The sequence below is a fragment of the Hyphomicrobium sp. genome, assembly GCF_009026145.1.
In the GTDB taxonomy this organism is placed as follows: domain Bacteria; phylum Pseudomonadota; class Alphaproteobacteria; order Rhizobiales; family Hyphomicrobiaceae; genus Hyphomicrobium_A.
Window position 1 is genome coordinate 42,034 of record NZ_WBUE01000004.1, and the last position, 12,753, is coordinate 54,786.

General features: G+C 64.8%; 9 protein-coding genes. All 9 read right to left on the reverse strand.

What is annotated here, in order from left to right; translation table 11 throughout:
* Positions 1-6 precede the first annotated feature (6 nt).
* The 9 genes from F9K20_RS04795 to F9K20_RS04835 all read right to left on the reverse strand — a co-directional run bounded on the left by F9K20_RS04795 (position 7) and on the right by F9K20_RS04835 (position 12,666).
* On the reverse strand, positions 7-2,778 hold the full coding sequence (locus F9K20_RS04795; protein WP_290997964.1) for a TonB-dependent receptor: 2,772 nt from the start codon (positions 2,776-2,778) through the stop codon (positions 7-9).
* A 302-nt stretch (positions 2,779-3,080) separates the two neighbouring features.
* Entirely contained in the window at positions 3,081-3,515 is a 435-nt protein-coding gene (locus tag F9K20_RS04800) for a hypothetical protein (protein ID WP_290997966.1), read from the reverse strand.
* A 154-nt stretch (positions 3,516-3,669) separates the two neighbouring features.
* Entirely contained in the window at positions 3,670-4,314 is a 645-nt protein-coding gene (locus F9K20_RS04805) for a nucleoside deaminase (protein ID WP_290997968.1), read from the reverse strand.
* 133 nt (positions 4,315-4,447) lie between these two features.
* Positions 4,448-6,124, reverse strand: coding sequence for a hypothetical protein (locus tag F9K20_RS04810; RefSeq protein WP_290997970.1), 1,677 nt, complete (start codon positions 6,122-6,124; stop codon positions 4,448-4,450).
* Between the two features lie 117 nt (positions 6,125-6,241).
* Entirely contained in the window at positions 6,242-7,552 is a 1,311-nt protein-coding gene (gene hflX / locus F9K20_RS04815) for a GTPase HflX (protein ID WP_290998462.1), read from the reverse strand.
* Positions 7,553-7,657: 105 nt separating this feature from the next.
* Entirely contained in the window at positions 7,658-7,903 is a 246-nt protein-coding gene (hfq, locus tag F9K20_RS04820; RefSeq protein WP_072377609.1) for an RNA chaperone Hfq, read from the reverse strand.
* 141 nt (positions 7,904-8,044) lie between these two features.
* Complete coding sequence (locus tag F9K20_RS04825; protein WP_290997976.1) at positions 8,045-8,908, reverse strand: D-amino-acid transaminase; 864 nt, start codon at positions 8,906-8,908, stop codon at positions 8,045-8,047.
* Positions 8,909-8,936: 28 nt separating this feature from the next.
* Positions 8,937-10,334, reverse strand: coding sequence for a sigma-54 dependent transcriptional regulator (locus F9K20_RS04830; protein ID WP_290997979.1), 1,398 nt, complete (start codon positions 10,332-10,334; stop codon positions 8,937-8,939).
* Positions 10,335-10,365: 31 nt separating this feature from the next.
* Positions 10,366-12,666 (reverse strand): PAS domain-containing sensor histidine kinase, encoded by a 2,301-nt coding sequence (locus F9K20_RS04835; RefSeq protein ID WP_290997982.1) that lies wholly within the window; start codon positions 12,664-12,666, stop codon positions 10,366-10,368.
* Between the last annotated feature and the right edge of the window lie 87 nt (positions 12,667-12,753).

The window sequence follows — 12,753 nt, forward strand, 5'->3', positions numbered from 1 at the left end:
CGGTCTTCACATCCTCAGCTTGGTTCCGAGCCAGAAGCTGCGGCCGCGCACCCACGGGTTGGTGTTTGTGGCCACGCTGTTCCCGGCCGTGTCGAGCAGGTTGTTCACTTCCAGCTCGATGGCCGCCATCTCGCTCACGTTGTATTGGGCGTGCAGATCGACCATCAGCGTCGGCGAGAACGTCCTGTCGTCGTAGACGTGATAGTCGACGCCGGGGATGGGACCCGGCACCTCCTCGTCCGTGTCGTAGACGCCCTCGTAGGCGAAGTTGTAACCCGCGTTGAAATCTACGAACAACGCGTCGTTGAACCAGGACGTGGTCAGGGTGGCGCCGACGCGCACCGGGATGTCGAGGTTGCCGGTGATCATCTTGAACGTATCGGCCGTATAGTACTGTCCCTTGTATTCGATGTGGACCTCGTCGGACAGATCGGCGTCGTAATAGTACGTTCCGGTATTCTTCTCCTGGTCGGCCCAGGTGATGTTGGCGCTGATGCCGAGCGACGACAGCAGCGGGTTCTTCAGGTTGTGCCAGTACTTCGAGTACTCGGCCGTCACCGATTCATAGTAGCTCGAACCGTTGTTGGTCAGCACATTGCACAGGCTGCTGCCGCACTCGTCGGAGGAATATTCGTCCTTGCCGTGCCGCTCCGCGTAGCGGACTCGGAACTGTCCACCTGCCAGCGGATCGAGAATGCGCGCCGTGGCCGTGTACTCGTCCTTGTAGGGTGTATCGAGGCCGTTCGCCGTCATCTTCCAGTTCGTGACAGGGGCATTCATCGTGTAGTCCGCTGGGACGTCACTGCCCACGTGCGTTCTCGTCCAAGCCTGTGACCGAGGCTGGCCGTCTCGCACGGCGTAGTAGAGCGCCTCACCCTGATAGTAGCGGTTGTAGCCGGCGGTGAAGCTCAGCCCGTTGAATGGCGTGACGGTGGCGGCAACGCGGGGCGATAGGTTCGGGTTCTTCTGATAATCATCATAGTCGAAGCGAACGCCGGTCCTGAAATTGAACCAATCCAATGTCTGGTCGATCTCCGAGAAGAGGTGGATCGAATCCACCGTCGCCGACGTCTCGAAGGCGGGCGTGATCGTCTTGATTCGGTTGTAGTACTCGCTGGTGCAGAGCTCATCGCCTGGAGGGCAGTTGAAGCTCCCACTGGCTGGACTATTCGGACTCGTGTTGCCCGTTGCCGTGACCCACGAGGAATACGAGATATACTCCTCGGGTCGGGCGCGCCGCCCCTCGATCGAACGGGCTTCGCCGCCGAGAAGGAACGTGCCCCACAACAGCCGGCCGGTCATCTCGTGCTGCAGGCCTATATCGGTTTGTCCCTGCTCTATGTCGCCCGTGCTGCCGTCTCTGCAACTGGTATTGTTCTGGACGGCCGTGGTGCCGAGCGTCGACGTCGGAACCTCGCGGCACCAGTCCTTGAAGTCGTCTGTTTCGAACGTCGTCGACCACACGTTGCCCGATCTTCTACGCCGCATGGAAATGTAGCTATAAGAGACGTTGCCGTTGGCGTCGTTGTAGGTGTTGCCGTCGTTGAAGTAGCCCCGCGTCATGATATTGACGCCGCCAAGCCCGATCCCCGGCGCGACGATCTGATCGAGCTTGGCGCGATGCTCGATCTGGTTGGTCCAGCCGTGGCTTTCGATGTCGACCTCGGCATCGCGCCAGTACGCGTTCTCCCAGAGCTGGTGATACTTGGTCAGCGAGGAGTCGAACACGAAACGGCCGATATCGGTTTTCACCGCCGTGGCGAAGCGGAAGAAGATGTTGTCGGAATCCTCCTCCAGCGGCTTGTTGTAGAGCTCGTAGATCTTCTGCTTGCTCGTCTCGACCGTCTTGCGGCTCGCCTGCGCGATGAACGACCAATCGTTGGTGATAGGTGCGCCGACGGACACGGCAAGATTGCTCTTCGTGAACTCCGGGTGCTTGACGCCGTTGGGATTGGTTCCGGTTTTTGTGCCGATGATGTAGTGCACCATCTCGTCGGTGTGCCGCGAATAGCTGACTGAGGCGTGGTAACGGTCCGTCGGCGGCTGGGCGAGATCGTAGATGACCGCGCCGCCGAGAAACTCGCCGTACTTTGCCGAAGCGTTACTGTCGATGATCGTCGCCTGACCCACGAACTCGATCGGCACATAGACCGTTTGCGGATGCAGACCGTAAATATTGTCGGTGATCACCGTCTGCTGGTTGTCCGTGAACATGTTGTTGGAGTTGTCGATGGGACCGGTGTTGGTATTGATGCTCACGCCGTTGAGGATGATGTTGTTCTCATACGTCTTGCCGCCCATGATGGTGAACTGCATCGGACGCGTGTCGAGCTCCTTCTGCCCGGACATACCGGCGTCCTCATTGGTGTCGTTCTGATACTGGACGTTCGGCAGGTTGCGCACGAAGGTGTTGGCGTCCCCGCCGCCGAGGGTGCGCGCCCGCGCGTTGTCACCTGAGAGAACCGTCGTTCCGGTGTCGGACAGAGACTGCCCGAGGGTGACCGGATCGGGCTGTTCGGCTTGCGCGCTCGGATCGGCGACGACCACCGCGCCCGCCTTGGGTTTGGCAACTGCCTTGGTCTTCTTCTTTGCGGGCTTGGGCGAGGCCTCGACGATCATGTCGGGGAGTGCCGCGCTTGGCTTTGCCGCCTTCTGCTGAACGGGCGCGGCATCCTTCGGCGGATCTGCGGGCGTTTCAGCCGGCGTCTGCACGGGAGCCTGTTCTCTGCCCTGCGTTTCGGTCGCGGTCTGCGCCGCAGCGCCTTTCGCCCCCATCATCAAGGCGCACACCAACACGCACGCGCAACCGCGCGCGAACGCACACCCACTCATCGTCCCCCCAACGCCTACGCAACGCTACTGGCAGGTTGGCTCGCTGGGACGAAGCGTATGGTGGCGCTCGCCTTAGGCTGGCTTGTCTGGAATCCCGCTATTCCCCGCGACCCGCAGGCCGCATTCTGTAGTATCTAAACATTACTCATTTAGTCAACAATCTATCGCGGGACGCGGCGCGACATGGTGTCGAGGCGGCTGACGCACGTCAGCTACCCACTCCGATCGATGTGGCACTCACGCAGGGTTCAGCCGCTGCTCACGCGCCGCCGCCTCTCCGTAAGGCTGAGCGGGACGGCCGCATGTGCGGGCCGCTGCTCGTGCGGGAACAGTGCGCGTGGTGCGGCGCTCACGCTCATGGGAGCTTCGAGGTCGTCGTGGATGTTGCTGGCCGCCTCGCGCCAGTCGCCGGCGGTCGGAAGGTACGTGGTCGCTTCGTCCGCGGCGAGCGCCGGACGCGACACCTGGAACATGCCGATGCTCGACGCGAGTCCCTGCAGCTCGCCGAGGATGGCAGTGCGCCGCGCCTCGTGCTCGCTGGCAATGCTCTGCACGTCTTGCAGAAGCTGCTCGTCGAGGCGGCTGAGCGCCTCCCCCAGCGCCTTGACGAGCGCCTCCTCATGCGTCGCCGTTTCGGCAATTCGGATGTGCATATCTTCGAGTTGCTGCAGCAGCTTCCTCATTCCTGGCCCCCTCGCGGTTCTCTGCCGAATCAAACACTTGAGGCCATTTGGCCATTTGTTCGGGCCGGAATTGAGATGGCGTGACAGGACGATGCGCGCGGCCACCGCAACGGCGCCGCCTTGAATGGACTGCGCGCCTGTCTCTGGCTTGCCGTTAGTAGCGGGCGCCGTCAGGCAGCTGGCGGAACTCCTCCCATACCTTCTGCGCTTCGGGGCGCATGATCTGCTGCACCGCTATATGGCGCTGGCCGTAGGGGAGGTTGAGGTCCTTGGCGATGTTGCTGTCGTCGAACAGGTCGCCGTAGTCGGCATAGGAGGCGCCATAGAAGATCTTGCCGACGCGCGCCCAGTAGGCGACCGAGTAGCACATCGGGCACGGCTCGCAGCTCGAATAGAGCACCGCGCCGTCGACGTGCGGACTGCCGACCTTGCGGCACGCCTCGCGCAGAACATTCACCTCCGCATGCGCCGAAGGATCGCTGTCGCGCATCACGCTGTTGCCGGCGACGGCGAGCACCTTGCCGTCGAGCACTAGGACGGCGCCGAACGGTCCGCCGGTCTTGTTGACCACGCCCGCTTCGCGCATCCTGTCCAGCGCCATCGCCATGTATTGGCGATCCTCATCGGTAACCTCCCCAGCCGGCTTTGCCGCCTGCGCCGCCGTCTCGGCCAGCGCGCCGGTCGGAATGACGGCGCCCGCCGCAACCGCTGCTCCGGCAAACAGGAAATCGCGCCGCGCAACGGAGCGAACGCAGGCCAGAGCTCGGGCCAATTCGGGATCGCCGTGCAGTAAGGACATGGTCGCCTCCTGAGGTGTTGTCGCGCCGCAGATTGCGCGGCCGCACCTTAGGTTGACGTGTGAGTAGCCTCCCGCGGGGCGGCTTTTGGCCGCCATGCTTTCACAGTCCTTGCGGCATTAGGTGCGATTGTCGCTAGCGCTTTTCCCAGATGGCGAAAAACGCCTGCAGCTTGCGGCGCCAGTAAAGGCGCGTGTCGGCCAGCGCATCGAGGAACTCGGCAAGTCTATTGGCCTTGATGACCGTATATACGGTGAGCATGGTTGTCAGGACGGCAACAACGCCGAAATAGCCGACCTTGATGGCCAGTGGAGCATCCGCCTCGTCGAGCAGGTTCATGCCGAGGAAGCCCGTCGTCGCCGTACCGATGAGGCTGAGAATGGCAACGACGGTGAGCCGTACGATCGTCGCCGACGAGCGGCGCAGCAGGTCGCTGTCGAGGTACTCGCTCATGTCGCGCAGCTCCTCGCGCACGTCGTTGTAAAGACGCGTCGTGGCCAGGTGGTCCGACCACAGGCGAAACAGATCGCGGGCAACCGCCTGATTGCTCACCTCGTAGAACCAGTAGCGATGCGAGAAGCGCAGGAAGATCTCCAGCGCCTGGCGAATATCGGCGTGAAAATTCTCAACGCTCTGCGGGCGTCGGGTGTCGAGCCGTCCGATGATGCGTGCCAGGCGATCGGAGAGCACGAGCAGTGCGGCGCGATGCAGATGCGCGATCAAACCTAGGAGAAAGAAGGTATTGCGAAACTGGGCGAGCAGCCCGCGCTCGGCATCGGTGACCACCTCCTGGCGCGCGTCTGCGACCATCACAAACGCGTGCCCGCAGCACATCATGCGGGTATCGATCCAGTCGTCGCCGCGCCGTGGATCGTGAAAGCGGTCGTAGCAGTAACGTTGGTTGAAATCGCCCAGAAAGGCCGCCGCGTAGGGGGCGGATGCCGGGTCGCCGGGCGGCAATACCAGCCCGAGACGCGCATGATCGTGCGCCGTAAGGCTGTGCGGATCCCCCATGGCGAGATAGGCCATCAACGGGATCCAATTGTGCTCCACCAGTCCGTACGTGAGCGGCGCCTCGCCCTCGCGGCTGAGCGGCGCCAGTAGGTACTTCCAATGCGAGGCGATGGTCGGAACCTGTCGGCGGCAGACCGATGACAGGAATTTGTCGCGCTGCTCGTAGTCGGAGGTTGCCAGAACGCGGCCCTTACCATCGAGCCATTCGACCCGCTCCGGGCAGTGCCAAGCTTCGCCGTGATCGGTCCATCCCGCCGGGTAGGAACGGCCGAAGCGGTACATGACCTCCTGCACGTCCTCCAGCGCCAGATCGCGGCCCTCGATCTCGACGGCGAGGATGGCCACATCGACGTCCTGGAAGAAGTGCAGCTCGACGCGCGCTACGTTGAACGCTAACGGGGCCTCCCCGCTCGTCGGCGTGATCCGCGTCGCGGCGATGTCGTGGCGGGCGAAGACGCGAATGGGTCCACCCCGCGCGAGCGCGCCTCCATAGAGAAAGCGCTGCACGTGCGGAAGGAAGGACACGTATTCGCGATAGGCGTGCTCCTGAAGTGCGCCCGGATCGAGCGGAATTGCCTCCTCGGTCTCCGCCCAATGGGAATCGGTGCCGCACATGAGGGCGGCAAGCGCATCCTGGTCGCCGGCCCCGGTGTCCCGCGGGATCAGCTGCAGCGGCCAAAGGAGAATCTGCCGGAACTGCCGCACGACCCGCCCCGGGTCCGCAGATCGCGGCGCCGCGCGCGCTGCCGGCTCGGCGCTCTCAAGCGATTTGCGGTCGGCATTGTTCGTTGCGGCCATGGCGTCATGCTGGCTCGAGCACCGGCTCCCTCGATTAGGAGTTTCAACCCTTAAGATTGGGTGCCGGGGCGAGCGCCAGGTAGGGGCAGTCGCCGTGAACGTGCATCACCCGAACGCTCAAACGGGTGTCAAAGCAGCGCCAGCCCGGCGGGCCTGCGCCAGCAGCCGCTCCTTCTTCTCGGCCGCGACGCGCACACGCGCGCGTACCTCGCCATTATCGAGTGCCTCGCGCGCGAGCACCTCGGCCTCCTCGTACAGCCAGTTGAGAAGCCGACCCTCGTGCACCGGGATGACCAGCTCGAGAATGGCATCGCCGCGGCCGAGGCGACGGTCGATGTCGCCGAGCAGGGCGTCGATCCCCTCCCCTGTCACCGCCGAGACAAGCGCCGGCGGGCGCTCCGACCAGCGGGCGGCGCTCATCGCTTGCTCGCGCGTCACCGGGGAGAGCAGGTCGATCTTGTTCCACACCTCGAGGATTGGCGCGTCGGCAGCGAGGGTGTCGATGCCGAGATCGGTCAGCACCGCTTCGACGTCGCGCGCCTGGCTGTCGGTCTCCGGCTGCGAGATGTCGCGCACGTGCAGGATGAGGTCGGCCTCGATCACCTCCTCCAGCGTGGCGCGGAAGGCCGCGACCAGCATGGTCGGCAGGTCAGAGATGAAGCCGACCGTATCCGACAGGATGATGCGGCGGCCGCTCTTCAAGCGCACCTCGCGCATGGTCGGATCGAGCGTGGCGAACAGTTGGTGCTTGGCGAACACCTCGGCGCCGGTAATACGGTTGAACAGCGTCGACTTGCCGGCGTTGGTGTAGCCGACGATGGCCACGACCGGGTACGGCACGCGGCGGCGCCCCTTGCGGTGCAGCTCGCGCGTGCGCACCACGACCTCGAGCTCCTTGCGGATAGCCATGATGCGCTCGTCGATCATGCGCCGGTCGAGCTCGATCTGCGCTTCGCCGGGGCCACCGAGAAAGCCGTAGCCGCCGCGCTGGCGCTCCAAGTGGGTCCATGTGCGTACGAGCCGGCCCTTCTGATACGAGAGATGCGCCAGCTCGACCTGCAGGCGCCCTTCCTTGGTGCGCGCGCGGCGGCCGAAGATCTCCAGGATCAAGCCGGTGCGGTCCAGCACCTTCGCGTTCCAGGCCCGCTCCAGGTTGCGCTGCTGAATAGGGGAGACCGGGTGGTCGATGATGACGAGCGCGATGTCGTGCGCGGCAATCAGCGCCTTGAGGCTTTCCACCTTGCCGGTGCCGAACAGGGTGGCCGGGCGCGGGTTGGCGACCGGCACGAGCAGGCTCTCTATGACATGGAGATCGATCGCCTCGGCGAGGCCGACGGCCTCCTGCAGGCGGTCATGCGGGGAATGCAGGGGAGCTGCCCGGGTGGCGCCGGTTACCTGTTCGAAGCCGGCGCGTGGCGCCCGCTTCAGGTCGGGAACGAGCACGAGCGCGCGCGCACCATTTGCCCGCCGCCCTTCTTCGCCTCCAAGCTGCTCCGCTATGTCAACGCGTTCGTCGATAACTGCCGTCCGAGCTTAGGCCTCGGTCGTTTCGGTCTCCATGAGGTGGACCGGCTGGCCGGGCATGATGGTCGAGATCGCATGCTTATACACGAGCTGCGAATGACCGTCCCGCCGCAACAGCACACAAAAGTTGTCGAACCAGCTCACGATCCCCTGGAGCTTGACGCCATTGATCAGAAAGATGGTCAGGGGCGTCTTGTTCTTGCGCACGTGGTTCAGGAACGTGTCCTGAAGGTTCTGGACTCGATCTGCGCCCATTTTTTTTATCCGCCTGTTCTAGGTCTGCATGGGGTAGTTTAGTCACTTCGGTGAGCGACACGCAGTGACTGTAATATAATAACATTATGTCGCACTGCACACTAAAAGGTATACCAACTCCGTCATCAAAATGAAGCGGCTTCAGGCGCTCGAAATGGCGGCAATCTGGTGAAATTTCAAGCGCAGGCGCTGGGTCACCGGACCCGGTCTGCCGTCGCCGATCTGACGTCCGTCGATGCGGACGACGGGCATCACCGTCTGCGTCGCGGAGGTGATGAAGGCCTCCCGGGCAGCGTAGGCCTCGGTCAGCCGAAAGGGGCGTTCGATCAGGGGCATCCTCTCCTCGCCGAGCACATCGCGCAGCGTCGCGCGTGTCACCCCCGGAAGAATATCGGTGCCCAATTGCCGCGTGATGACAGAACCGTCGTGATCGACGATCCAGGCGTTGCTGGAGGCACCCTCGGTGACGCAGCCGTCAGCGTCGACGAACCAGGCTTCGCGCGCGCCATCCTTGCGGGCGGCCTCCTTGGCGAGGCACGCGGGCAGCAGCATCACCGTCTTGATGTCGCAGCGCTGCCAGCGGATGTCGGGCATCGACTTGACCGCGATGCCGTTGAGCGCAGCGGCCGCCAGCCGCGCTGTCGATACCGGGCGCGCCAGGCAGACGACCGTCGGCGACACGTCGGGCCCAGGAAAATAGAACTCGCGCGGCGCGGCGCCGCGCGTCACCTGCAGGTAGACGAGTCCGTCACGCACGCGATTGCGGCGGATTACCTGGCGCATGACGTGGGCGAGCGCAGGCCCGCTCATTGGCAGTGCGATCTCGAGCTCGCCGAGCGAGCGGGCAAGCCGCGCCATGTGACGCGCCTCGTCGATGAGCTGTCCGCCGCGGACTTCGCACACCTCGTAGATGGCGTCGGCGAACTGGAAGCCGCGGTCCTCGACGTGAACGGCGGCTTGTGCGTACGGCACGTAGCGGCCGTTGACGTAGACGATGCGGCTCAAGAGATCCCCGCCGGTACTGATTCAAGAACTAGGCTTGGCGCACTTCCATGCCGCGGTGCTCGGACGAGACCCCGAGCGCCCGCAGCTTGCGGTGCAGGGCCGACCTCTCCATGCCGACGAACTCGGCCGTGCGCGAGATGTTGCCACCGAAGCGGTTGATCTGCGCCAAGAGGTACTCGCGCTCGAAGATTTCGCGCGCCTCGCGCAAGGGCAGCGACATCAGATGCTCGGCGCCGCCATTGACCGGCAGCGGCACGTTGGAGCCGATCTCCTCGGGCAGCATCTCGGCCGTGATCACCGTCGAAGGATCGCCGCCGGCGAGGATCATCAGCCGCTCGATATTGTTGCGCAACTCGCGCACGTTGCCCGGCCAGTCGTGCGCCTGCAGCACGGCGATAGCGTCCTCGCCGATGCGCCGCGGCGCGAGGCCCGAGGCGTTCGAGAGCTGGCCGACGAAGTATTGGATCAGGTCGGGGATGTCCTCGCGTCGCTCGGCGAGGCTCGGCACGCGCAGCGGCACGACGTTGAGGCGGTGATAGAGATCCTCGCGGAAGCGGCCCTCGGCGATCTCGCGCTCGAGGTCGCGGCTGGTCGAGGAGATGATCCGCACGTCGACTGCCACCTTCTGGCTGCCGCCGAGGCGCAGGAACTTCTGCTCGACGAGCACGCGCAGCACTTTGCCCTGCGTCTCGACGGGCATGTCGGCGACCTCGTCGATGTAAAGAGTGCCGCCATGCGCCTCCTCCAGCGCGCCCACCTTGCGCGGGCCGCCACCGGTGCGGTCCTCGGTGCCGAACAGCTCTTCCTCGACGCGGTCGGGCGCCATGGCTGCCGCGTTGAGGACGACGAATGGCCCTTCGGCGCGCGCCGACTTCATATGGATGACGCGCGCGGCCAGCTCCTTGCCTGAGCCGGAGGCGCCGCGGATCAGGATACGGCTGTTGGTCGGTGCGACGCGGTCGATGGCGTTGCGCAGCTGGTTGATGGCCGGCGACTTGCCAACCATCTCAGCGCTGAAGGTCGATCGTTCGCGCAGCTCCCTCACCTCGCGCTTTAGTTGCGAGGCCTCGAGCGCGCGGAGCGTGACGAGGATCAGGCGGTCGGCCTTGAACGGCTTCTCGATGTAGTCGTAGGCGCCGCGCTTGATGGCGGTAACGGCGGTCTCGATGTTGCCGTGGCCGGATATAATGACCACCGGTAGGTCGGGGTAGGTGCGCTTGATGTAGGACAGTACCTCCAGCCCATCGAGTCGGCTGCCCTGCAGCCAGATGTCTAGCACCACGAGGTGCGGGCGCCGCTCTTCGATGGCCTTCAATGCCTCGTCGCTATCGCGCGCCAGGCGTGCGTTGTGTCCCTCGTCCTCGAGAATGCCAGCCACGAGGTCGCGAATGTCGGCCTCGTCGTCGACGATCAGGATGTCAGCCATCTCTCACAACTCCTTGTCGATAGCGTCAGGCCTAGTGGGCCGCGGCTTGTTCGGTTGGCGAATGCGGTGTGATGGGGCGTGCCGGCCCGTGCCCGTGCACGAGCGGCAGGGTGATGCGCACCAGGGCGCCGTGCGTACGTCCGGGGGCCGGCGGGGCATCCTCCAGTGCCAGGGTGCCCCCGTGCTGCTCGGTGATTTTCTGCACCATGGCGAGACCGAGGCCGGTACCCTTGTGCCCTTTGGTGGTGACGTATGGCTCGAGCAGGCGCGCGCGGTTCTGCTTCGGCAGGCCGATGCCGTTGTCGATGACCTCGATCATCACCCGGTCGGGGAGCGGCGTGACGATGGTCTCGATGCGCCCCTTCCAGTTCTTGTCCTCCTTCAGCGCCGCCTCGCGCGCCGTCTCCACCGCCTCGCTGGCGTTCTTGACCAAGTTGGTGATGGCACGAGTGATCAGGCGCCGATCGATGGACATGAGCAGCGGTTTCTCCGGCAGGCGCAGGTCGTACTCGATCTCCGGGTGCCCCTCGCGAAAGAGAACCACCGGCTCCTGCACCGCATGGCGCAGATCGTGCGGCGCCATCTCTGGCTTCGGCATGCGTGCGAACTCGGCGAACTCGTCGACCATCGTCTTCAAGTCGGTGACTTGGCGCTCGATCGTGGTCGTCAGCCGGTCGAACGTCTCGCGGTCATTGGTGATGCTCTTGGCGTACTTACGGCGCAGCCGCTCGGCCGAGAGTTGGATCGGCGTCAGCGGATTCTTGATCTCGTGCGCGATGCGCCGCGCAACGTCCGCCCAGGCGGCAGTGCGCTGGGCAACGACAAGATCGGTAACGTCGTCGAACGTGACCACCGAGCCGACATCGCCTTCGCTGGCACGCTCGCGCGTCACCATCACGGCGAACGTGCGCTCCTCGCCGCCGACGTAGAATGTGACCTCCTCCTGCGAGCGCTGCTTGAGCGCGTGCTCGTCCTGCTTGTCGACGACGGCGCCGAAGGCGGGGATGGCATCGCGCAGCTTCTTGCCGACGAGGTCGCCCTCGGTCAGGCCAAGCAGGCTCCCGGCGGCGCGGCTGACGAGGGTGATGCGGTCCTGGCTGTCGAGGCCGATGACGCCGGCCGAGACGCCCGATAGCACCGCCTCCATGAAGTGGCGCCGCTCCATGAGCTGCTCATTGGCCGTAACGAGGGCGTCGTGCTGGTTTCTCAGCTCGCGGGTCATGGTGTTGAAGGTCTGGGACAGGCGCCGCAGATCGCCCTCGCCGCGCTTCTCGGGGAGCTCGATATTGAGGTTGCCGGTCGACACCTCCTGCGCCGCCCCGATCAATCGCCGGATGGGCGCCACGAAACGCCCCGCGAACCACAGGCCGATCCAAATGGCGGCGAGCAACGCCGTCATCGAGATCATCAGATACATGAGGCCGTGCGCGACCTTGAGGCCGCCGCGCGCCTTACGCAGACGATTGAACTGGTCGACGTTCTGCGCCGTCAGCTTCAGGTGTTCGATGACCTGCGGGCTGACGCCACGCATCACGTAGAGGTAGTTGCCGGGATATCGCTCGAGCTTGGTCAGCGCCCCGACGCGGTAGCTGCGCGCGCTCGGCATCAGCAGCGCGACCTGCCCGGACGCCGCCTGGGCTAGGGCGGCGGGAGGCGGCGAGACGTACGGCAGCCGGCTGTCGGCGCTGGTCTCGATCACGGGCTGACCTTCGCCGTTGATGATGTAGGCCGCCGGCAGATCGCGCAGTCCTGCCTGCACCATGACGAGGCGCTGCAGCTTGGCCGGGTCGCCGGCGATCGAGGCGGCGGCCATGTCGAGGTCGCGCGCCATGTTGACGAGGTCGGTGCGGATCACCTGGCCGTGCTCGTCGAGATAGGCATTGGCCACGTCGCTGGAGCTGGCGACGATGGCGCGCGTGCTGGTGGCGAACCAGCCGTCGAGCGAGCGGGAGAAGGTGACCGTGGCGCCGATCGCCAGCAGCAGCGTCGGCAGGGCGGCGATGACCGAGAACAACGCCACGATGCGAATGTGCAGGCGGGCGCCCGGCGTGCGCTGCTTCCAGGCGTGGGCCAGGCCGACGATCTGCCACGCCAGCAAGGCGATCATCGACAGGATGAGCAGCACGTTGATCGACAGCACCACCAGCACCACCTCGTTGCGGGGCCGAATGGGTGTCAGATCGGTGAGGATCAGATAGGTCGCGAACGCCGAGACGAGCGACAGCAGCACCAGGCACAGGCCGATCCAAAAGGCCCGATCACCCGGATTGAGGGCCGACGGGCCCTCGTCCAGGCTATGGCCTCGCTGCGGTGCAACTTGCACGGCCGGCATCAGCACACTTTCGATGGTGGCCGGGGGAGGCCGGTTTCATGGTGGCCACTGACGAGCGTCAGGCGGTCAAATCACAGCAAAACAACA

Bases quoted from the DNA above. Each gene is read 5' to 3' on its own strand.
- F9K20_RS04805 (WP_290997968.1), bottom strand. From the start codon at position 4,314: ATGTCCTTACTGCACGGCGATCCCGAATTGGCCCGAGCTCTGGCCTGC.
- F9K20_RS04830 (WP_290997979.1), bottom strand. From the start codon at position 10,334: ATGGCTGACATCCTGATCGTCGACGACGAGGCCGACATTCGCGACCTC.
- F9K20_RS04800 (WP_290997966.1), bottom strand. From the start codon at position 3,515: ATGAGGAAGCTGCTGCAGCAACTCGAAGATATGCACATCCGAATTGCC.
- hfq (WP_072377609.1), bottom strand. From the start codon at position 7,903: ATGGGCGCAGATCGAGTCCAGAACCTTCAGGACACGTTCCTGAACCAC.
- F9K20_RS04835 (WP_290997982.1), bottom strand. From the start codon at position 12,666: ATGCCGGCCGTGCAAGTTGCACCGCAGCGAGGCCATAGCCTGGACGAG.
- F9K20_RS04795 (WP_290997964.1), bottom strand. From the start codon at position 2,778: ATGATGGGGGCGAAAGGCGCTGCGGCGCAGACCGCGACCGAAACGCAG.
- F9K20_RS04810 (WP_290997970.1), bottom strand. From the start codon at position 6,124: ATGGCCGCAACGAACAATGCCGACCGCAAATCGCTTGAGAGCGCCGAG.